Source organism: Leptolyngbya sp. NK1-12, from assembly GCF_032598965.1.
GTDB lineage: Bacteria > Cyanobacteriota > Cyanobacteriia > Elainellales > Elainellaceae > Elainella.
On sequence record NZ_CP053587.1, the window covers coordinates 963793 to 984278 of the forward strand.

General features: G+C 51.3%; 19 protein-coding genes. 9 read left to right on the forward strand and 10 right to left on the reverse strand.

Annotation, left to right across the window (positions count from 1 at the left end; genetic code table 11):
• Positions 1–2127 (forward strand): glycogen debranching protein GlgX, encoded by a 2127-nt coding sequence (glgX, locus tag HJG54_RS32210; protein ID WP_316435890.1) that lies wholly within the window; start codon positions 1–3, stop codon positions 2125–2127.
• A gap of 24 nt (positions 2128–2151) precedes the next feature.
• On the opposite strand, the gene HJG54_RS32215 is transcribed toward glgX, so the two are convergent.
• From HJG54_RS32215 to HJG54_RS32225, 3 genes are all read right to left on the reverse strand, one after another.
• Positions 2152–2580 (reverse strand): response regulator, encoded by a 429-nt coding sequence (locus tag HJG54_RS32215; protein WP_316435891.1) that lies wholly within the window; start codon positions 2578–2580, stop codon positions 2152–2154.
• Between the two features lie 641 nt (positions 2581–3221).
• The gene (locus HJG54_RS32220) at positions 3222–3458 is read right to left on the reverse strand and encodes a hypothetical protein (RefSeq protein ID WP_316435893.1); all 237 of its coding nucleotides are present in this window, start codon (positions 3456–3458) and stop codon (positions 3222–3224) included.
• A 120-nt stretch (positions 3459–3578) separates the two neighbouring features.
• Positions 3579–3935 carry a DUF4345 family protein gene (locus HJG54_RS32225; RefSeq protein WP_316435894.1) on the reverse strand — a complete coding sequence of 119 codons (357 nt, stop codon included), beginning with the start codon at positions 3933–3935 and terminating at the stop codon, positions 3579–3581.
• Positions 3936–4682: 747 nt separating this feature from the next.
• Between HJG54_RS32225 and HJG54_RS32230 the strand changes: the two genes are divergently transcribed.
• Together HJG54_RS32230 and HJG54_RS32235 are read left to right on the forward strand one after the other, a co-directional pair.
• Positions 4683–4886, forward strand: a complete 204-nt coding sequence (locus HJG54_RS32230) for a hypothetical protein (RefSeq protein ID WP_036011314.1) — start codon at positions 4683–4685, stop codon at positions 4884–4886.
• Positions 4887–5044: 158 nt separating this feature from the next.
• The gene (locus tag HJG54_RS32235; RefSeq protein ID WP_036011316.1) at positions 5045–5251 is read left to right on the forward strand and encodes a hypothetical protein; all 207 of its coding nucleotides are present in this window, start codon (positions 5045–5047) and stop codon (positions 5249–5251) included.
• A gap of 164 nt (positions 5252–5415) precedes the next feature.
• Here HJG54_RS32235 and HJG54_RS32240 read toward each other — a convergent pair whose 3' ends face one another.
• Positions 5416–5811 (reverse strand): DUF1622 domain-containing protein, encoded by a 396-nt coding sequence (locus HJG54_RS32240; RefSeq protein WP_316435897.1) that lies wholly within the window; start codon positions 5809–5811, stop codon positions 5416–5418.
• Between the two features lie 417 nt (positions 5812–6228).
• On the opposite strand from HJG54_RS32240, the gene HJG54_RS32245 reads away from it, so the two are divergent.
• Together HJG54_RS32245 and HJG54_RS32250 are read left to right on the forward strand one after the other, a co-directional pair.
• The gene (locus tag HJG54_RS32245) at positions 6229–6624 is read left to right on the forward strand and encodes a nuclear transport factor 2 family protein (RefSeq protein WP_316435898.1); all 396 of its coding nucleotides are present in this window, start codon (positions 6229–6231) and stop codon (positions 6622–6624) included.
• A gap of 33 nt (positions 6625–6657) precedes the next feature.
• Positions 6658–8232: an amidohydrolase family protein gene (locus HJG54_RS32250; protein WP_316435900.1), complete on the forward strand. Its 1575-nt coding sequence runs from the start codon at positions 6658–6660 to the stop codon at positions 8230–8232.
• Between the two features lies 1 nt (position 8233).
• On the opposite strand, the gene codB is transcribed toward HJG54_RS32250, so the two are convergent.
• The gene (codB, locus tag HJG54_RS32255; RefSeq protein ID WP_316435901.1) at positions 8234–9523 is read right to left on the reverse strand and encodes a cytosine permease; all 1290 of its coding nucleotides are present in this window, start codon (positions 9521–9523) and stop codon (positions 8234–8236) included.
• Between the two features lie 333 nt (positions 9524–9856).
• On the opposite strand from codB, the gene HJG54_RS32260 reads away from it, so the two are divergent.
• Both HJG54_RS32260 and HJG54_RS32265 read left to right on the forward strand, forming a co-directional pair.
• Positions 9857–10858 (forward strand): aldo/keto reductase, encoded by a 1002-nt coding sequence (locus HJG54_RS32260; RefSeq protein WP_316435902.1) that lies wholly within the window; start codon positions 9857–9859, stop codon positions 10856–10858.
• A 22-nt stretch (positions 10859–10880) separates the two neighbouring features.
• Positions 10881–11480 (forward strand): TetR/AcrR family transcriptional regulator, encoded by a 600-nt coding sequence (locus tag HJG54_RS32265; RefSeq protein WP_316435903.1) that lies wholly within the window; start codon positions 10881–10883, stop codon positions 11478–11480.
• Here HJG54_RS32265 and HJG54_RS32270 read toward each other — a convergent pair.
• A complete protein-coding gene (locus HJG54_RS32270) occupies positions 11470–11892 on the reverse strand; it encodes a hypothetical protein (protein WP_316435904.1) in 423 nt (140 codons plus the stop codon). The genes HJG54_RS32265 and HJG54_RS32270 overlap by 11 nt on opposite strands.
• Before the next feature lie 142 nt (positions 11893–12034).
• Between HJG54_RS32270 and rppA the strand changes: the two genes are divergently transcribed.
• Together rppA and HJG54_RS32280 are read left to right on the forward strand one after the other, a co-directional pair.
• Positions 12035–12718, forward strand: coding sequence for a two-component system response regulator RppA (gene rppA, locus HJG54_RS32275; protein WP_036011323.1), 684 nt, complete (start codon positions 12035–12037; stop codon positions 12716–12718).
• A complete protein-coding gene (locus tag HJG54_RS32280) occupies positions 12719–13996 on the forward strand; it encodes a sensor histidine kinase (protein ID WP_316435906.1) in 1278 nt (425 codons plus the stop codon).
• A 142-nt stretch (positions 13997–14138) separates the two neighbouring features.
• Here HJG54_RS32280 and HJG54_RS32285 read toward each other — a convergent pair whose 3' ends face one another.
• From HJG54_RS32285 to HJG54_RS32300, 4 genes are all read right to left on the reverse strand, one after another.
• Entirely contained in the window at positions 14139–16106 is a 1968-nt protein-coding gene (locus HJG54_RS32285) for a caspase family protein (RefSeq protein WP_316435908.1), read from the reverse strand.
• 106 nt (positions 16107–16212) lie between these two features.
• Positions 16213–17439 carry a catalase family protein gene (locus HJG54_RS32290; protein WP_316435909.1) on the reverse strand — a complete coding sequence of 409 codons (1227 nt, stop codon included), beginning with the start codon at positions 17437–17439 and terminating at the stop codon, positions 16213–16215.
• 92 nt (positions 17440–17531) lie between these two features.
• Positions 17532–18977, reverse strand: a complete 1446-nt coding sequence (locus tag HJG54_RS32295; protein WP_316435910.1) for a Dyp-type peroxidase — start codon at positions 18975–18977, stop codon at positions 17532–17534.
• A 157-nt stretch (positions 18978–19134) separates the two neighbouring features.
• Entirely contained in the window at positions 19135–20463 is a 1329-nt protein-coding gene (locus tag HJG54_RS32300) for a hypothetical protein (protein WP_316435911.1), read from the reverse strand.
• Positions 20464–20486 lie beyond the last annotated feature (23 nt).

A 20486-nucleotide genomic window follows, 5' to 3' on the forward strand; every position in this document is an offset into this window, starting at 1 on the left:
ATGCACGTTGCACTCTGGCCTGGTGATGTCTACCCGCTCGGTGCCCACTGGGATGGCAAAGGCACCAACTTTGCCCTATTTTCGGAAAATGCAACCGGAGTGGACTTGTGCCTGTTTGATGACGACGATCAGGAAACCTGTATTTCCCTTACTGAAGTCAGCAATTTTGTCTGGCATGGCTATTTACCCGGCATTGGCCCAGGCCAGCGCTATGGTTTCCGCGTCCACGGCCCCTATGCGCCTGAGCAAGGCCATCGGTTTAACCCCCACAAGCTGTTGATTGACCCCTATGCAAAGGCGATTGATGGCGAAGTCGCCAGCGGTCCCGAAATTTTTGGTTATAGCTGGAACGATCCGCATCAGGATCTGTCGTTTTCGGACCTTGACAGCGCACCCCTCGTGCCCAAATCGGTTGTGGTTGATGAGACCTTTGATTGGGAAGACGATGCCCTGTTGCGTACTCCCTGGCACGAAACCGTCATTTACGAAACCCATGTACGCGGCTTTACCAAACAGCATCCCGATATTCCCGAAGAGCTGCGCGGCACCTATGCGGGCTTAGCGCATCCGGCAGCAATTGAGCATCTGCAACGGTTAGGGATAACGGCAGTAGAACTGATGCCGATTCACCATTACCTGTCGCTGCCGGGTTATTTGACCGACAAGGGCTTGAAGAACTATTGGGGTTATGATTCAATTAATTTCTTTGCCCCGTTTGCCGGATATAGTTCTGCCGGTACCGCTGGACAGCAGGTAGCCGAATTTAAGCAAATGGTGAAAGCCCTGCATCGCGCCGGTATCGAAGTGATTCTCGATGTGGTTTACAACCATACGGGCGAAGGCAATCATTTGGGGCCAACCCTGTCGTTGCGAGGGGTAGATAACGCGGCCTATTACCGCTTAGTCGAGGACAATCCCCGCTACTATATGGACTTTACGGGCTGCGGCAACTCGCTCTACATGCGCCACCCGCAAGTGCTGAAGCTGATCATGGATAGCCTGCGCTATTGGGTGCTGGAAATGCATGTAGATGGCTTCCGATTTGATTTAGCCTCAGCCCTGGCCAGAGAGCTATACGAAGTCAACAGCTTGGCAGCCTTCTTCGATATTATTCACCAAGATCCAATCATTGCTGATGTGAAGCTGATCGCCGAACCCTGGGATGTGGGTGAGGGTGGTTATCAGGTGGGCAACTTTCCGGTGTTGTGGTCCGAGTGGAATGGCCGCTATCGGGACACGGTGCGAGACTTCTGGCGCGGAGAAGAGCGGACCCTGGGTGAGTTTGCCTACCGACTTACCGGCAGCCCCGATGTCTATTTCCAAATGAATGGCCGCCGTCCCAATGCCAGTATTAACTTCATCACAGCTCACGATGGTTTCACCTTAAATGATCTGGTCAGCTATAACGAAAAGCACAATGAAATGAACGGGGAAGACAACCGGGATGGCGATAATCATAATCGCGCCTGGAACTGTGGTGTCGAAGGCGAAACTGACGATCCGGGAGTTTTACAGCTGCGGGAACGCCAGCGCCGCAATTTTCTCGTTACCCTGATGCTTTCCCAGGGCATTCCTATGCTGTTAGGCGGCGACGAAATTGGCCGCACTCAGGGTGGAAACAACAACGCCTACTGCCAGGACAATGAAATCTCTTGGTTTGATTGGGATCTAAAAGAAGCCAACGAAGACTTACTCAACTTTGTGCGAGAGCTGATCTACTTCCGGCGACAGCATCCTGTGTTCCGGCGACGCAAATGGTTTCAAGGGCAGGCGATCCACGGCTCAGGAGTTACCGATATTGGCTGGTACAACCCCGACGGTAGCGAAATGACTCAAGAGCAATGGGAAATCGGCTATGCCAAGTCGGTTGCCCTCTTCCTGAACGGCAACAAAATTCCTAGCCCCGGTCCCCAAGGCCAAAAAATTAGCGACGATAGTTTCCTGATCTGCTTCAATGCCCACTACGAACTGATCGAGTATGCACTTCCCTCGGAGTTTCAGGACGAAACTTGGAGCCTAATCATCGATACTAAAGAGCCGCGTTTTGTGAAAGCAGGCAAAACCTTTACTGGTCAGCAAACTATTCCAGTCATTGACCGTTCGATTGTCGTACTCTGTCTTCAGTAAAGCCCTAAACTCTCCATCCCAAATTCAATTCATTCGATTTGATGGCCCATCTACTGAGCAGTCACCTTCAAAACAGTGTTTGGGTTGCAGGATCGCCCGGATTCGATGCAGTAATTCATCAAAATCAATCGGCTTACGAATAAAGCCATCGGCTCCCACATCAAATCCTTCAGCTGGGGTCGGCTCGGTGTAGCCCGTGACTAACAAAATTGGAATAAATGGTAAAGAGGGATCTTGTCGAACCCGCTGGGTCACCTCAAAGCCGTTCATGTCAGGCATCATGACATCGAGCAGCATCAAATCGGGAGGTGCAGTTTTGATCCTATCCAGAGCTGCTGGACCGCTGTCAGCCAATTCCACCTGATATCCTTCGCTTTCCAAAATTGCTTGTAACAGCAGAAGGTTATCAGCGATATCATCAACGACTAAAATTCGGTCGATTTCACAGTTCATCTTAGAGAACACAATATCGGGAACAACAGGCGTTTGGTCTAGGATATTCGCTACTGGTATCCATTGTCTTGATCCAAATCACGCAGCTAACTCCTGCTAAAGTTAGATTCCACTTAACCTCTACCAGTTGCGTTCGACACCTAATGACAGAACTATAACACCAACTGTGCACCTCATCTATAGAGCGAACTAGAACAAGCAAACCAGAGAACCTGAACAGCTCAAGCCTATGGCAGCAATTCTGGGAAAGGTATGGGAAATAATGCTCTTAGATGAGCACTTACAATAGTATGAAAAATTCTGCCGAAGCCTAGAAGGAATTTATTTGGAGAATACCCTTTCACTTCGCGCATTAGTTTATCGATTTCGGTCCAAATATCTATATGGGAATATGGAGAAAAGGCTGTTGATCCCAGTCAGTTAACTAACAAGAGTTAAAGGTTCAACAGCACTATGAGCACTTTATTTGAAGCGACGCAAGCTCCCAGAGAGCGTTTCTCGAGTCTGTACAAAATTTTGTATCAATTTAGCTTGCACTTAAGTCATGAGCGACTTAGGCAGCAAGACAACACATCAGGATTGACAGACTCGCAAGGGAGACCAAACCCAATGTCAGAACTAATAAATGCCTAATAAACGAGCTACATCTTGCCCTTCTGCATTACCTCTTGCAGATGTCTGCGCACTTCTTGAGCATGCTCTTTGTCTGCCTGCTGAAGTTTTTGCAAGAGTTCAACACAGGGTTGGGAATCGGCACTGCGAGCATCTTGCATATAGGTCTCATAAAGCTGAACTGCTTCTGACTTATTCTTCAGTACCGCAAGGAGATCGTATTCGAGATCGCTAATTGCTTTGGAGTTACCGTTGGTTTGAGCCATACCACATTCCTCGATGAAAATTGTGTTAACCTGTATATTCACGTTGGCTCATATTTCTTATTCAGCCATCGCTCCTAATGCATAGAGATCTTGTGTATTGATTGAAACAGTTTGTATTCATTAATTTTGACTTAACAAAAATAGAACGCCGAGTAAGGCTTCCACCGCCACGCCGCCCCAGTTTTTAATCGAAATGCTGCGGTCAAACCAGCTGGAGAGAAATCGCGCCACTGCCGCAGTCAACGAAGCAACGCCTAGCACTGTAAATGCATCGAGGGACTGGAGCCAAAGACAAGCCACACACAAACCCAGGAAAAAGCTGCCGAGGGTCGAACGAATTTCAGACATCCCCAAGGGTTCGATCGGCGCAAGCCCTACAAAACCGGCCATCGTTTTGGGAAAACAGAGTGCAGCGATGCCAAGCAGCCCCAGCAGTAAAGCAGCGCCGTTGGGTGCCAGGTAATTAATTGTGTCCACGCTTGTTAGTCAACCTATGAATCATCGACATGAAAAATGCCTTCCTGAGAGTTAGCGTAGGAAGGCGATTGGCCCACGGAGACAGATAATACGGTCCGAGTCAGTACACCACAACTTGATTGAAACAACTAGACAGACAAGCCAGAAACCAGAAAATAAATCAAAGAAACAAACTTAAAGATATAAAAAGTTAAGCTAAGTTTTGAAAGAATTAAAAACTTATAAATTTACATTAGCTAACTTCAAGCAATCCGTCTTCTACCAACCGATAGATCTCCGTCTTATCGACCAAAAGATAGATGGTATGTTGCTTCATTTTGTAAGCATGCCAACAATTCCCTGTTGCTTAAGGCGGTGCAATAGACGCTATGCAGATTTTGGCTTGGCATCCGTTCCTGAAATACTGCAAGAATATGCAAACGTAATGTCATATGAGTTAATGAAAATTGACCTAATGCTATAGGAGTTTTACCAGTTGCAATAATTAGTTTCTGGATTGATTCTGGTTGACTTGGTTTAAATAGATAGGAGCGTGCGTTTGACTGAACTTTAGGAAAATACCTCAGCAACGTTGCTCATTGCACAACTTAATATATAGCCATAGCCGATTATACTATCAAGATCTGTAGCTCTAGTCAGAGACTGAAAACAACACCTTCTCACCTGTGATGGAGATGCAGAACTGCGACGACAGCGTATAACTGTACTCAGGCACGAATTATTCGATGTAATAGAGGAGATGTAAGAATGCTTGCTACCCTGGCAGAACCGCGATTCCGACAAGCACAAAAAGTATCTTTCTTAGGTGGAGAGGGAGTGATTCAGAGCTATCGACCGAGTAACGGAACCTGGACTTATCTGGTTGAAATGTTCAAGGGGCCAGAACCAGCCTTCGGTCGTCTAGGGCAAGAAACAATGGTGTTGCTATATGAAACGGAACTGAATGGTTGAGTATAGCGCTAAGTATGGTTTGGGCAGTAGAATTTGGGCAGTGTGGCTTGTCCTATATCGCTCGCCTATAGCTCGTACATTGGTTTCTGCTCAAAGGGTTCATGCTTGATGGCTTGAGTTAGACGTTTAGGGACGGTGAATATTTACGGAAGGTGAATATGAACGATCTATCAGGTTTAGTTGTTTACACGTTGTTATCTCAGCTCTTGCTGGCAGGTTTGATTGGCTCCCTATTCCAAATCCGCAATGCGATGGAAAACGCAGATGTAGCTGATTTTTCCTTCTGGACTTTGGTTGCTAGCATTATTAGCATCATTCCCTTTACTCTTCACAGAACTCTCTACGGCGCGGTGCTGATGCATTAGTTAGCATGAGTGCTTCACTAGTGCTGTAGCTATTAGAACACTCGTATCTATTAGAACTTCAATCTATTTGAGGTTAGATTCCCCGACTCTTAGGGCATTTGTATTCGGCCATGTGAACCGAAATACCCCGCCGCAGGCGGGGTGAGTTTATTTAGCTACATTGCTTAGCTAGATTGATCGGTCATTCGCTTCTGCTGTGCTCGTTCCTGTAACTCCATTTGCTTCTCGAGTTCTTTGTTCAAAAAGTAGTTGAGGAATGTCCGAATCAGAGCAATCGAACCGAGCTGGATCAACGTGTTTTCAGACGGAGCAATGGTTGTGGCTAGAATGTCCGCTCCGAGCTGAAATTCCAGCGCTAACGCCAACCAGGTCCCGAAACTAGTGCGCAGTTGAATAAACGGAAAATCAACATAGTGATGCCGGTTGAGTTTGATTGCCAGCTGAATGGTTTTAACGACTCCAAACAAAACACAGCCGACGGCAATTGCTTCCAGCAAAAACTCTCCCAGGGTAGCAACCCCAACTAGTGCGTCTTCAAGGCGTTCAAAAAGCCATTTCATTGTCCCCACTCCCTACTCCCCACTCCCTACTCCCCACTCCCTACTCCCCACTCCCCACTCCCCACCCCAGTTTGGCGGCCATTCACGTCCAGCATAAGAGCATTTACTCCATAGAAAAACTCCGGCGAGCTTTCGGTAGACGCTGAACTTCAACTGATGCCAGCGGCGGCTCAGGCGACCATAATAACTCTGAAATAGCTCTGAAATAGTTCTAAATCCAGTTCGATAAGGTCTACGTATAGGTTTTTGATCACGGCGGCACAGATTGAGCATGGTTAGGATCCGTTTAGCTCAGGGGCCAATTAGGGCCAGGCAGAATAGCTCGTCTATGCTCTGCCCCTAACCGGCTAATCTTGAAGTCCACCTCTCACTTCACAATGCCTTATGTCGAACTCTACTAGCTCTATTAACCCTACTGTGTCGGCTGAACTCATCCATTCTGTGGTGCAGCAATACTTTGCCGCTAGTCGCAGCAGCAATCAGGCTGAAGCAATGGTGGCCTGTTTTGCGGCAGATAGTGTCACTCACGATCCGGCAGAGCGACCGGGATTGCGCGGCCATCAAGAATTGCAACAGTTTTTTCAAGGTGTGATCAGCTTATTTGAAACTGTGAGTCTGCAAGCAGACTTTATCTCGATCAACGGCAATGAAGCGGCTGTAAAATGGACAGGGTATGGCGTTGGCCGTAATGGCAAGTCCGTAACGTTTGAAGGTATTGATCTATTTCAATTCAATTCCGCAGGCAAAATCCAAACGATGCGGGCGTACTGGGATCCAGCCGCAATGCTGGCAAAACTTCAGGAAGACGCTTGACCGGGTATTCTACAGAGCGACAACACAACTACCATGAGCGACACTCAGAGCAACACTCAGGGCGATAATCCGAGCCGCAATCCGAGCAATCATCCAGGCAATATCCAACTGATACGAGGTCGCTGGATCTTCACAGGAGATGAACTGATCGACGATGGGGCCGTTGCCATTCAAGCTGACCGAATTGTGGAGCTAGGTCGCTGGACCGATTTACAGGCCAAATATCCCAACTCAGAGGTGGTGGGTTCTAGCCAGCATGCAGTTTTACCAGGGCTGATCAACGCCCATCACCATAGCAATGGCGTTCCGAATTCGTTGCAGGGAGTAGACGACGATTTCTTGGAGCTGTGGCTGTTTGCCAATATTGCCTTGCAGCCCCAAGACCCGACCCTCAAAACTCTGCTGAGCGCAGCTGCCCTGTTGCAGAGTGGTGTGACAGCGGTTGTGGATGTGACGACGATCTCCGATAGCCCAGAGGCCGGTTTGACCGACCTAGAGGGACGGCTGCATGCCTATGAGCAAGCCGGTTTGCGAGTTGCTCTGACTCCGGGGGCTACCTACACCAGCGTTTTGGTGCATGGCGAAGATGAGGCGTTTCTAGCCAGCTTACCGGCAGCCTTGCGTCAGCAACTCCAAGCGCTAGTGCCGCTGCAGCAATCCCTCTCACCCGCCACTTACTTGGAGCTGGTCAGCGATTTGGTGCGCCGCTATCAGTCCCATCCCCATATCAAAATTTGGTTTGGGCCACCGGGGCCGCAGTGGGTAGAGGAGGGTCTGCTGCTCAAAATTGTGGCCGCCGCTGAGGATCTGAATACCGGCGTGCAGACTCATGCGGTTGAGTCGTTCTACGAAAAGCTGATTGGGCCGCGATTTCACGGCAAATCGGTGGTGGCCCGTCTGCATGAACTGGGTGTCCTCAGTCCCCGCTTCTCGATTGCCCACGGCGTCTGGCTGAGCGAGGACGATATCCAGATTCTGGCGGCAACGGGCGCTTCGGTGAGCCACAATCCCAGTTCTAACCTGCGGCTACGGGCAGGAGTGGCACCGCTGAATCAAATGCTGACGGCTGGCGTGACGGTAGGCTTGGGCATGGATGGAACGGCGATTGGCGATGACGAAGATATGTGGGCCGAAATCCGCCTTGCGGCTAGACTGCATCGGACGCCCCAGTTGCATACCCCAGCGCCTAGCTTCAGCGATATTTTAGGTATGGCAACTGTCGGCGGGGCCAAACTATTGATGCAGCCCGATCTGGGCAAATTGGCTCCTGGCTACAAGGCCGATCTGGTGCTGGTGAACTGCGAGCGGTTGACCTGGCCCTGGATTGCCCCGGAGGCAAACCCGCTGCATGTCGTGCTGATGCGTGCCCGCGCTGCCGATGTGGATACGGTTTTGGTGAACGGCAAGGTCGTACTTCACAACGGCCAACCCACCGGCTTCGATCTGGCCGCCGTCGGTGCAGAACTTGCGGCCCAGCTCAAAGCGGCTCCCAAGCGAGAGGAGTACCGCGCCCTCGCTCAGAACCTACGACCCCATCTCGCCAACTGGTATGCCAACTGGGAATTCTCTCCCCCCGAACCCTACGCTGCCTTCAATTCCCGCATGTGATTCACACGACTTCTCGCTGCTGGATTGGCTGCGGGATCACCTTCAGCAGCACTGCATAGAGTACCGCCGCCACAATCACCCCATTGATGGGGCCGATGCCCAGGTTTGCTTGTCCCGTAATGTAGGCTACAACCGACGCAACCACATAGGCGATTACTCCGGCCCAGTTAAAGGCTGGCAATCGACTCGCCAAAGACGGAAACTGACCGCGATGCCGCAGCCAAAAGTCGGTCATGATGATGCCGCCTACCGGAGGAATCACCGCACCCAGGAAAATCAGGTAGTTGATCAGCCCTTCATAAATGCCAGTGAGGGCAAATACAAGTGCTAGTGTGGCTCCCCCTAAGACAAAGGCATGACGCTTGGTGGTGCGGAAGAAGTTTGTTCCGGCAACCGAAAAGGCGTAGATGGTGTTGTCCTGGGTGGTCCAGACGTTCAGAATTAGCAAAACCAGGCCGAGGAATAGCAAACCTTGCTGTGCCATCGCCTGAATCAGGTCATTGGTGCCGTAGACCAGGGTGCAAAATGCGCCAGTAAAAACCAGCAGACCGTTGATAAAGAAAAAGGCCAGCAGCGTACTCCAAACGGCATTCTTGCCCGAATCAGCAAAGCGGCTCCAGTTGGTCGATTGGGTGCCGCCGGAGATAAATGTCCCGATCACAATTGCCAAAGCCGCACCAAAGGACAGCTCTTGAGTGGGTTGAAGCGCAGTCAAATCGCCCGCATCTCGGAACCCTATTGACAGACTAATCACAATCAGCACCAGCATCGCTGGGACGGCCAAACGGCTGAGCCAATCCATTGCGGCGTAGCCAATATAGGCCGTGACGCAAAACCCATAGGTAGCCAGCACAATCAGCAGCCATGACCAGTTTTGGGGCAGGCCCAACAGATTGATCAAGGCATCGGCTACAAAGGCATTGGTCACCGCATACCAGCCAATTTGGGTAAAGCCCAAGATAAAGTCCACCCAGCGCGAGCCGATGTTGCCGAAGCTAAACCGCGACATCAGTACCGTTGTCAGGCCACTCTTGTAGGCGATGTAGCCCAGCATGGCGCAATAGGCACCCAGTAGACCATTACCAATCAAAACGATCCAAAGCAGATTGGTGAAACTAAAGGCTGGACCGATTTTGCCGCCCGCGATCAGTGTAGTCGAAACTAGCGCGAACCCCATCAGCAAAGGAGCCAGCGACCAGATCGGCTTACGAGCTGTCAAGGGAACGGCAGAAAGGGGAAAGTCTTGAGACGCTTGGGTAGAATCTATCGTCTCCAGCTTTGTCACGCTCATAGGGGATTTGCCCTCACCACACTAGTTAAGTAAATGGATAAATAACGCAGATAGGTAACGAAACCAGTCAGATTTAGGTTTCATTCTTGAACGTTTTGGGGGAGCAAATTGTATCTGGCACAACACTATCTCAACAGTTGATAACTGACAGATATTGATTTTTGTCATTTGTTCTGCTACTTTAATGATCAAGACGGTAGCCTCAGTAGATTGCGCTCTTGGTGCTGCCCTGCCCGTCTGGTTTTGAGCCATTGAATACCTGATTACCTGATTGAGTATCTAGTTGAGATCTAGTTGAGATCTAGTTGAGTATCTAGTTGAATACCTGGAGGCATGGCTATGTTAATGCGTCAGCTTGGCATCAATGGACCTGCTGTCTCAGCCTTGGGGTTGGGCTGCATGGGCATGTCTGATTTTTATGGACCCGCCGACCGAGCCGAGAGCATTGCCACGATTCATGCAGCCCTGGATGCCGGCATTACCCTGCTCGACACCGGCGACTTCTACGGCATGGGCCATAACGAACTGCTGCTGCACGAAGTGTTGAGTAGTCGCAACCGAGACGAGGTGTTTATTGCCGTCAAATTTGGGGCGCTGCGCACGCCGGGTGGCAGTTTTGTTGGCTTTGATGGTCGGCCTGCGGCGGTGAAAACCTTCCTGGCCTATACGTTACAGCGGTTGGGGACCGATTACATCGACCTCTACCAGCCGGCCCGCCTCGATCCCACCGTGCCGATTGAAGACACGATCGGGGCGATCAGTGAAATGGTGCAAGCTGGCTATGTGCGACACATTGGCCTCTCGGAAGTGGGAGCGGAGACGATTCGCCGTGCCCATGCTGTGCACCCGATTGCTTGGCTGCAAATCGAATACTCGTTGCTGAGTCGGGGCATCGAGGCCGAAATCTTGCCTACAGTGCGCCAATTGGGAATTGCGGTGTCAGCCTATGGGGTCCTGTCGCGGGGGTTGCTGAGCGGCCACTGGTCTACCGAACGCTCACAGGAAGCGCAGGATTTTCGCAGTCATTTGCCCCGCTTCCTGGGCGAAAATTTGCAGCGCAATCTATCGCTGGTGGAGGCTCTGCGCCACATTGCCCATACCCACAATGCCACCGTGGCCCAAGTTGCGATTGCCTGGGTGCTGTCGCGCGGCACCGATCTGATTCCGTTGATTGGAGCGAGACGCCGCGAGCGGTTGACCGAAGCCCTGGGTGCCCTAGAGCTACACTTGAGTCAGGCCGATCTGGCCCAGATCGAGGCGGCCATTCCCCCAGAGGCGGTAGCAGGCGATCGCTATGATGCTGGACAGATGGCGATGCTGGATAGTGAGAGGTAATGAGAGGTAATAGAACGATTGCATGAATGACTCGACGCTGACCCCAGAGCGGATCCTCGATGCAGCGGAAGAAGTGTTGCGACGGTATGGCCCCACCAAGGCAACGGTAGTAGATGTGGCCCGCTTCTTGGATATCAGTCACGGCTCGATCTACCGCCATTTCTCCAGTAAGGCGGCCCTGCGGGATGCGGTAGCTGAACGCTGGCTGCATCGGGTTTCCGCTCCTTTAGCCCAGATTGCGGCAGCCGAAGGGCCTGCGGTGGCCCGTCTGCATGCTTGGTTCAAGCAACTCATGACTCTGAAACGACAGAAAGTGCTGGAGGATCCGGAGCTATTTGCCACCTATTCCGCCATTGCCGAAGCAGCGCGGGACGTCGTTCAGGCCCATGTAGATGAACTGGTCAACCAGGTAGCCCAAATTATTCGCAGTGGGATCGCCAGTCAGGAGTTTCGGGTTGCAGCTGCTGATCAGGCTGCCAGAGCGGTGTTCAACGCCACGATTCGGTTTCATCATCCAGCCCATGCTGGAACATGGAGTGAGCCGGAGATCGACGCAGACTTTGACCAGGTTTGGCAGTTGCTGCTTACGGGTTTGGTGATGGGAGACTCGGCTAGTCCATAATTTGGTAGCGCACTAGTTTGCGAACATCGGCACGAGAGAGGCCCAACTCTTGCGCAATCGTGGCTTCTAGCTGATTTGGCTCAGTCACAGGAAATTCAAACTCTAGTTTTCTCAATGTGGAGTCGCTGGTTTGGACCTCGACCTGAGTGATGCCTTCAGCCCGGTTGATCAGAGCCTTAATCGTGGCTACGTTGGCCGCTACCCGCACCTCTAGCTGAGTGTCAGCTTCTAATTTCTCTTTCGTATCGTAGGGCCGACTCAGCACCTGAGCCGTCATCCAACTACAGCCGAACCAAAACAAGATGGCTAAGACGGGTAAAGTCAGCCAAAAGTCTGTGCCCAGCCCCTGCCACCATGGCTGATGGTTTTGCTGATGGTTTTGCTGATGGTTTTGCTGAGTGTTTCGCGCCATCTGATTTTTCATCGGTCAAGATGGAATTGTGGTATCTCCGCATCCTATTCTGTTACCAATCGCTGGAAATCCCACTCGTGGTGGACGTGAGATCAGAGACGATTTCATTAATCTAATGGATGCAGCCCTGTCGATTTAGCCTATGAAGATCTTACTCGTGGAGGACGACCCTAAACAACTGATGCCGCTGCAAACCGTTCTTGCTCAGGCCGGCCACAATGTCGATGGAGTCAGGGATGGAGAAACGGCCCAATGGCTGCTGTCGGAAAAAGACTATGACCTGCTGATTTTAGACTGGATGTTGCCTCGTGTCAGTGGTGTGAACTTATGCCAGCACTACCGCTCGCTAGGTAAAGCGGCTCCGGTGCTCCTGATTACTGCTAAAGATACCACAGCAGATAAGGTGATTGGCTTAGATGCGGGCGCGGACGATTATTTGGTTAAACCGATCGACATTATCGAATTCATGGCGCGGGTACGGGCCTTGCGACGCCGTTCTCCGCTGTGGCAGGGCGATGTTTTGCTTGTGAACGATTTGCAACTGCACCTCGATACCCTTACCGTAGAGCGGCAGGGAGCAACTACCTCGCTTTCGAGCCGCGAATTTCAGCTGTTAGAATATTTCATGCGCCATCCTCGCCAGGTGCTGACCCGCAACCAAATCGAGCAGGCCGTTTGGGAATGGGGCACCGAGCCAGAAAGCAATGCCATCACGGTGCTGGTGCGCAAACTGCGGCAACGCCTGCAGGAAGTGGGGGCTAGCGACTGGATTGAAACCATTTATGGCATGGGCTACCGTCTCAGCTCACCAGAAAACGCAGAGTAGATGTTTAACCGCAGTCGTCGCAATTTGGCTCGTTGGTTTACGCTTTCGATGGGAAGCATTCTGGTCCTGTTTGCGGCTACTATTTATTACCTGCGCCTAGAAGACAAACTGGATGCATTAGACCGACTGCTCTACAAGAAAACTAGGGTGATAGCAGCCAGTATTCAATATGAGGTGCAGCAAGGAAACCCTAGTGTTGATCTAAATAGCGTGCCGCTTTTAGGCACTGGCTCTCAGCCGCTTGATACAGAATTAGTCTATGTGCGTTGGTACGATGCCCAAAATCAGCTCAAGCGATTTTTTGGTGCTCCGCCGTTAGCTAAGTTAGATGCTGTGCCCGGTTTTCGCACGATTAAAATGGAGCAGCCGCCCGATGCAGGCGTATGGCTGCGGCAAGTCACTCTGCCGGTTCAAGAAGGTGAAGTGCTGATTGGCTACCTGCAGGTAGCAGTTCCTCTGACGGCTCTCCAGTCTGATTTGCAGCAATTTCGGCTGCTATTAACGCTAGCAGTGCCAATCACGCTGATTTTGATCGGGGTGACTGGCTGGCGATTGGGCGGAGTGGCCATGCAGCCGATTCAACAGTCCTACCATCAACTGCAGCGCTTTACAGCAGATGCTTCCCATGAACTGCGCTCGCCGCTCAGCGCGATTCTCTCTAATGCTCAGGTGGGATTGCTCATGTCTGGGAATCAACCCCAGCTTCAGCCCTGCTTGGAAAACATTGTCGATAGTACCAAGTCGATGAATACCCTGGTGAGCAATCTGCTGTTGCTGGCTCGTCATCAGGGTCGTTTGGCTCCCCATTTGCTGCAACGAGTCAATCTCCATACGTTGCTCAAGGATTTAGCGGTAGAGTATGCAACCCAAGCAGAGTCCCGAACCATCAAGCTCATCTGTCATTTGCCAGACCAGGATCTGGAAATGTGGGCAGAACCCGATTTACTGCGACAGGCGATCGAAAATCTACTCAACAACGCCTTGAAGTATACCTTTGCTGGTGGCACCGTCTGGCTGCGCCTCGAACCATCTGCCGATTGGGCGGTGATTCAGGTGATCGATACAGGAATTGGCATTCCCCAGGCTGATCTGCCCTATATCTTTGACCGCTTCTACCGAGTGGAGACCGAACGAACCCGCGAAAATGGTGGGTTTGGGTTGGGGTTAGCGATTGTGCAGCAAATTGTTCAGGCGCATGGGGGGCAGGTACGGGTGATGAGTGTTGAAGGGATTGGTTCAACCTTTCAGATTGAATTACCGCTGTGGTTTTACTCGTAGTGCTAATTTTCTTCCCGCTTTCAGTCAACCCAAGGCAAACATCTTGCCTGCTGGTGGACCAGATGTCTGCCCTGTGGGTTCGCCGTCTTGGGTTGACCGACTAAATTCAAGCCTGACCTCAAGCCTGACCTCAAGCCTGACTTCAAGCCAAGATATATGCAGCAAAAATATCTCGGTTGACTTTGAGGTTAGATTCAACAAAGTAGGAACCGTGGGCACAACCCAGGTTATAGCCGAGCCAACTCCTAGAACATCCGGTCGGCTCCAGGTTTAAAAATTCCTGGTTCACGTCAAACATGTCTGCCAACATGCCTCCGACCAAATCTCCTTGAGCGTCAATGTTAATCCAGCGGCTTACCGAAGCGGGTCGATCGCCATCCTGGTTTTCTGACCGTAGCGAACGGCGGACCGGCCCAATCGACAGGGCACTGCCAACGGTGAACAAATTGGCAACCCGTCCCGGTCGTGCTCGTCCTTTGGCCAACTCGCGCAATCCTTCGTAGGCGACAACGGTTCCCCAACTGTGAGAGATCACATCGATTTGAGCACCCGCGTCGAGCAGGGGCGCAACTACTTTGGTAAAGCGATCGATAATTCTTTGCCGCATTGCGGGATCCAGCATGTAAACCAGAAAATCATCAATTGCGAAATCACCTCCCCGCTCAGCAGTGGCTCGATTGGCATCACGTTGCACGGTTCCGCTGGCAGCCATTGTTTGCCGTTGCCGCTCTTCCAACACTGCTTCAATCTCGCGTCGCAGTTGTGCCTGCTCTGGACTCTCGATCAAAGCTCGTGATTGATTCACCAGATCGCTCCACAGCACTTCCCAGCGGGTTTGCTTTAAGCGGCCCTCACCAAAAACCTGCCCCACATGCGGAGCCAGAGAGCGCCACCACGGATCGGAATACCCTTCAGGGTGGTTGCTAATTCCATGTACACAAACGAGATGACGGTTCGCAGCCCGTGACTCGGATGCCGCAATTCTGGGCTGCTGACTTGCTCCAGCCAGGGTGTCGAGCAGTTTCAGATAAGCTTCGATCAACAGGCGCTGATTTTCGGGAGTTAAGTTCGAAGTGGTGGTCATCAATCTTTCATCCATGTTGAGGTTAAGTTGGACAGGGTTGGGTTGGGCAGAGATAGGTTGGGCAGAGATAGGTTGGGCAGAGATAGGTTGGGCAGAGATAGGTTGGACGGGGTTGGGTTGGGTAATCTGCGTCTGGCGTCCTTCAGCAAAAATTGGACCTGGCCGCTCGTCTCCTTCATGCTGGGGGTCTTGGAAAAACGGTCTTTCGCTGAGTTGGGTGCGCACCGTATCAATCAGTTGAGTGGAACTGATCTGGGGCGAGTGTCTCAGGCTTTTGCATAAGTGATAGGTGAATGCGCCGTGAAAAGCACCGTCGATATAAGCATCGGCTGCGGTTTGATTGTCTTGACAGGCTGCCAGCAACAAATGTGCACCAGGATTCAGCTTGGTCGTTTGGAGCGGAGCCGAGCGAGCTGCTGCAATCAACTGATGTTGAAACTCAAGTGGGGGTTCGAGGTAGCGGGGCAGAATCGTATTCGGATCAAAGAGCAATTGCTGGTAGTCTTCTCGCTCTAAAGGTTCTGATGGAGCGGACGTCTGCCGATCCACCGCCATCAGCTTTAGATCTCCCTGCAAGTCCACTGCAATGGCTCGTGTGCCGGTGCCGGAATGGCAATTGTCCATTATGACTGTGAATACCACGCCTTCAGGCACTTGCTGCAGCATTTCATTCCATTCGTCATCCCGGATGAATGTCTCTGGATCGTAAAAATCCATGTTGTGCAAACAGGTGATTTCATCTAGCTGATCGATTTCATCCCCTTGCTGATCTGGAATATAGGAGCCATGCCCAGAAAAATGAAACACGAGCGCATCTCCTGGTGTGGCACCCGCCACTAACCATTGCCATTCTTGCTGAATATTCGACTTGATCACCTGTTCGTTGGTGAGACGATGAATCTGCTCCTCTTGAAAACCAGCTTCGGTCAACAAGCGAAACATATTTTCAACATCATTGAGACATCCGCGCAGATCGGGCTGGCTTTTGTAGTTATTGATGCCACATAAAACGGCTTTTTTTACCATGATTGCTACCTGGTTTAGATTTTTCTGATAGCCCTGATTTTTATCTTCCTATGGATGTTTTCTTGATTATTCCATCTTGATTATTCCATCTTGATTTTTGATTGATCTACTCAAACACTTCGTCCCCGGTCGGTTCGTAATGCGGCACAGCGTTCATCTTTTGCCGTAGTTTGGAAAGTTCGCTATACATTCGCCGGCGTGCTCGGTTTTGATTCCCCAAGGGACGATGCTCGGGAATGCAATGCCAGGGATTATAGGAAAGGCGCTTGGCAAATTCCATTTGGGCAGGCGAATCAAAGGTCTGACGTGGAATTCGTAGCGTCGCTACCGAGACGCGGGGTGACAGTCGCTCAGGCCAAAGCACGGCATTGTTTTCAATTGGCATCAGGTACGGATCGGTTTGCAGTTGGATGCGAATATCAAATTCAACATCCTCTTCAGCTAGTCTGTCGATCATCGCATCCCGCAAGTAGTCATCGGGTGGGCGCAACGGCAACCGAGGAATGGGCGTCCGGTGGTTGGATTTCGGCCAGATAGAATACTGCATCGCTTGGCCTTCGCCTAACAGATAGGGGACGCAGCTAAAGTAGGGTGCTTCAAACGGACTGCTCTGGGTCTTGAGCCACAGCGACTGCATGATCAGATCCAGAATATGGGGGCGATGAAAATTAATGAAATAGTAAAGTTGCGCATTCTTCAGGCTTGCTAGCTGCAACTGGGCGTTGGCCTTGGTGTCTGGCGTTACAAAGGTGGGTGTAGAAACGCCAAACAGATCTTGGGTAAATTTTTCGTCCGCCATTAACTTGGGACCCGGTACTCCCATCAGCTTGATGCTGATACTCATAAAGCCTACATCGTCAATATCTGGCGTAATGTAAGGACCGGGACCGGAAAATCGCACCCAGGCTCGGTAGGACTGCGGCTTGGCATAGATACCATGGCGAAATTCCGCCGGCAGATCGTCGTGCACAATCAACTCGCCGCGCACGATCCCATGAGTCTTGGTGTTGCCGCCGCGTTCAAATGCTCCTGGTTTCCAGAGCAGCTGCATTTGCTTTTCAAAGGTGGAGATGATTGAGTCGAGGAAGGCGTCTTCATCTGGCAGCAATTTTTCCTCGGCGATTTTCAAGCCTTCGTTGGGCCGCTGCAGATTGATCAAGGCGGTGGTCAACCTGGCAAGTGGATCCCGCAGCACCGCATCAAGCGCAGGCCGAAAAAACGGATCAAATCGGCGTTCTAGCTGCACTAGGAACAAGGCTGTATCACTGATCCAATTCAAAACAGCTGAGCCAGTATTGGCGGATGGTACTGGACGGCTAACATTAGAGTTCATGGCGGCAGGAATTTTATCGATAAGGGATTGATATAGATATTGGGGATGAGTGATTGGGGATGAGTGATTGGTGTGGGTGCAAGCAGCATTGATCACGAAAGAGATGCTAAATAGCGGATGGCTTTGATTCCTGGTAGGAAGAAATAAGCCCCTCCTCGCACCGTCACAAATTGGGGCAGTTCTTTAACACAGTGGCGAATTGGCGTGGCAGGTTCGGTGAATCGATCGGTTTTTCCTAGCTCTCCAGGCTGCCGGTCGCCCATCAGCGGATCTGTCTCCTGATAAAGACCGTTGAATTTGGGATTGTTAATCCAGGTATGCTGCACAAACTCGAACTGCCGGCTGATATTGGCATTAATACAAATAAAATGGATGCCCCGTTCTCCTTCTGGGTTAGGACTATTGAGGATGGCATCTGGGTCAAACGAGGCGCTGATTGGTTCGCCATAGGTCCGTCCCCGGCGCAGCAGGCGATGGGTTTTGTTGACGGCAATGGACCGCTCGGTACCCGGAGCTGGACCCAGCGAATCGCGGGGATTGGTGCGGCGGATATGGGCACCTACTGGACAGCGAAGCCCCTGAGCATCTGAGTGGTGATAAACGAAATCGTTTTGATCGGGGACGGTTGGATCATCCTGCTCAGGCGACTGCACTAGGGAAGTGCCGCTGGGCCAGCGCCCCACCATTTTCGCGGCCAGTTTGAGACGCGCCTGAGGCTGACTGGAGCCATCCGTATTCCGAGTGGTTGTGTCTAAAAATCGCCAGAATGCCTCAACGTTTTGGCTGAGCTGTCGAAACACCAGATAGCTACCATTGCGGCCCAAATCATGGGAGCCAAACTCACCAGGCGGCAGCAGATTCTGCGGGTCGAAGTCAGGCTTGACTCTGGGACTTTCGGTGAGCAGATTATATTCATTCGGGTATCCCAAGATAAATTCACCTGCTTTGATCAGGTGATTTGGCGACTTAGCTCGGTGCAGTCCTTCGATGCTGGGTTGACTAATCGCATCCCGAAAGCCAAAGTGTTCTCGCAGGCATTCGTCCTCATCCTTGAGGATTTTGGTCTCCAGTTTGCGGATTAGCTCAACTCCATTGGTGGCAAATTGACTTTCCAGAGCACTGTAAAATTCGTCTAATTGAGCATCATTCTTGGCAAACAGCAGCAGCAGGATATGCACTGTCTGGGAATTGGGACCACCCCAAAGCCAGGTTTGCGGATCATTCTCACTGCCCTGATGATCGCCCAGCACCCGGCTCCGATTTGGCTCGGTCATACCTTCCTGAAACTCGGTAGAAAAGGTGGTGAGGGCGCTTTCAGGCAATCCTAAAGCCGCGAGTCCTTCATAGGTAAAGGCAATATTCAGACCACGTTCAGAGGGGCGTTCCTGGCTGGTTTGCACCTGATCCACTAGATTGCTTAACCAGCGTTTGGTGAGGGGGGCATTTTGAATGTGTAACAACGCATAGGCAGCGGCATCGAGATTACCGTAACCAAAGGAGATAATGCCTTGAATATCCTGACGTTCGAGTTGATACATAGGTTTTGGGATGGATGGGCATAGGGGTGAGGGGTGAGGGGTGAGGGGGTGAATTATACGATTTTCCTTTGATTGAGCTACAGAGCAGTAAGCTCAACAGGCTACATTGTGCGGGTTCCGTAACTTAAAACTCAAAACTCAAAACTAAGAACTGGTATTAGAGGCGAGATAGCCAGGCTTGGGTAGCGGCGGTGTCTAAAGGTTGGAACAGACCGGCTCGAATCTGGGCGTTGTTGCTGATGTTGATGGCGGAAAGGTCGGGATAAGCGGGGTACCACACCTGGGTGCGGATCTGATATTTGCGCAGAACGGCTTTATAAATTTGTTCGTCCCTCGCCCCTCCCTTCACCAGCCAGCGGGTTTTGGGATAATCGACGCCGTGGCTAAAGGCTAGGTTTAAACCCCAGGCAACTTTGTTGATGAAGTCGTTCATGTAGTCTTCTAAGCTGCCGTCGTAGTTGCTGATAAACAGCTCGCGGCGGCCTCGGTCAATCACGATCCAATTGGCAAAGTGAATCGTGTCTACCCCGCTCAGCTTCAGCAGCGGCACGGTGCCCAGATCGCCGTTATTGAAGACATGACGGGCCGCAAAATTAATTAGCCAGAGAATGACCCTGAGAGTACCATAGCGAAACCAACCCGGCTTGATAAACCCGACGACGCTAAATTGATTTTGGCTAAAAAAGTCTTCATCTTGAGCCAGATGCAGGCGATGAAACTGACTCAGTCTAAAATTGGGGTTTTGTTGTGGATGTGGATCGGTCTCCTCTTTCCACCGCAAAATTGCCACGAATATTGGAGCGAATGGCAAGAAGATTAAGCCCAGCAGCAGGATGACTACCAAACTACCAAGGAAATGCAGTTTTTCTCGAATTCTCCAGAGCAAACTAGGGGAAGGTGCTGGTCTCAAAGCCCAGGAAAGGGCTGGTTCTCGTCTGACAAAGTCCTGAATCGCTCGCCGCACGGCTGTGGCATCAGCGCTGTTGTGAGTTTGGTTATGGTCTTGCTGGTACTGGTCCAAAAAGTGCTCGATCTTGTCGCGTAGGTCGGCCTCCTGGCGAATTTGCTGCACTGTGCGCCCAATGGTGTTCACGTAAAAAGCCTGGGACTTAACCGAGTGTTTTCGCAAATAGGCGAGTCGGCTACTGACCGTGCGCTGCGGCGGCGGTGGATAGCTCTGACAGTGGCTAAACACCTGATCTAGCCCTGAACCGGCCATCTTCACCAGCGATTGCAGATAGTCCTTTAGCGGCGCATCAATGCAGCTTGAAAAGGCCAAACTGGCAGGAATTGTCGTGTTACGCAGTGGATCAATCACCGCTTCCAGGATGACAAACCGGGCAAAATGTACCTGGGGAAATCGGGCAAAGGGAATCAGATCGTTGTGCCTGACGTTGCGCTGGATCGTCTCAAGCACGGCTCTCAGGTCATCTACCTGATCGGGCTTGATGGGGACAATCACGGTGAAGGTTTCTTGGTGAGTCATACACCTGTACCGATGGGGAAGTA

Excerpts from the sequence above, each read along its gene's own strand:
- glgX (WP_316435890.1), top strand. The coding sequence starts at position 1 with ATGCACGTTGCACTCTGGCCTGGTGATGTCTACCCGCTCGGTGCCCAC.
- HJG54_RS32215 (WP_316435891.1), bottom strand. The coding sequence starts at position 2,580 with ATGAACTGTGAAATCGACCGAATTTTAGTCGTTGATGATATCGCTGAT.
- HJG54_RS32280 (WP_316435906.1), top strand. The coding sequence starts at position 12,719 with ATGTTTAACCGCAGTCGTCGCAATTTGGCTCGTTGGTTTACGCTTTCG.
- HJG54_RS32265 (WP_316435903.1), top strand. The coding sequence starts at position 10,881 with ATGAATGACTCGACGCTGACCCCAGAGCGGATCCTCGATGCAGCGGAA.
- HJG54_RS32240 (WP_316435897.1), bottom strand. The coding sequence starts at position 5,811 with ATGAAATGGCTTTTTGAACGCCTTGAAGACGCACTAGTTGGGGTTGCT.
- codB (WP_316435901.1), bottom strand. The coding sequence starts at position 9,523 with ATGAGCGTGACAAAGCTGGAGACGATAGATTCTACCCAAGCGTCTCAA.
- HJG54_RS32300 (WP_316435911.1), bottom strand. The coding sequence starts at position 20,463 with ATGACTCACCAAGAAACCTTCACCGTGATTGTCCCCATCAAGCCCGAT.
- HJG54_RS32230 (WP_036011314.1), top strand. The coding sequence starts at position 4,683 with ATGCTTGCTACCCTGGCAGAACCGCGATTCCGACAAGCACAAAAAGTA.
- HJG54_RS32250 (WP_316435900.1), top strand. The coding sequence starts at position 6,658 with ATGAGCGACACTCAGAGCAACACTCAGGGCGATAATCCGAGCCGCAAT.
- HJG54_RS32260 (WP_316435902.1), top strand. The coding sequence starts at position 9,857 with ATGGCTATGTTAATGCGTCAGCTTGGCATCAATGGACCTGCTGTCTCA.
- HJG54_RS32220 (WP_316435893.1), bottom strand. The coding sequence starts at position 3,458 with ATGGCTCAAACCAACGGTAACTCCAAAGCAATTAGCGATCTCGAATAC.
- HJG54_RS32235 (WP_036011316.1), top strand. The coding sequence starts at position 5,045 with ATGAACGATCTATCAGGTTTAGTTGTTTACACGTTGTTATCTCAGCTC.
- rppA (WP_036011323.1), top strand. The coding sequence starts at position 12,035 with ATGAAGATCTTACTCGTGGAGGACGACCCTAAACAACTGATGCCGCTG.
- HJG54_RS32270 (WP_316435904.1), bottom strand. The coding sequence starts at position 11,892 with ATGGCGCGAAACACTCAGCAAAACCATCAGCAAAACCATCAGCAAAAC.
- HJG54_RS32295 (WP_316435910.1), bottom strand. The coding sequence starts at position 18,977 with ATGTATCAACTCGAACGTCAGGATATTCAAGGCATTATCTCCTTTGGT.
- HJG54_RS32290 (WP_316435909.1), bottom strand. The coding sequence starts at position 17,439 with ATGAACTCTAATGTTAGCCGTCCAGTACCATCCGCCAATACTGGCTCA.
- HJG54_RS32285 (WP_316435908.1), bottom strand. The coding sequence starts at position 16,106 with ATGGTAAAAAAAGCCGTTTTATGTGGCATCAATAACTACAAAAGCCAG.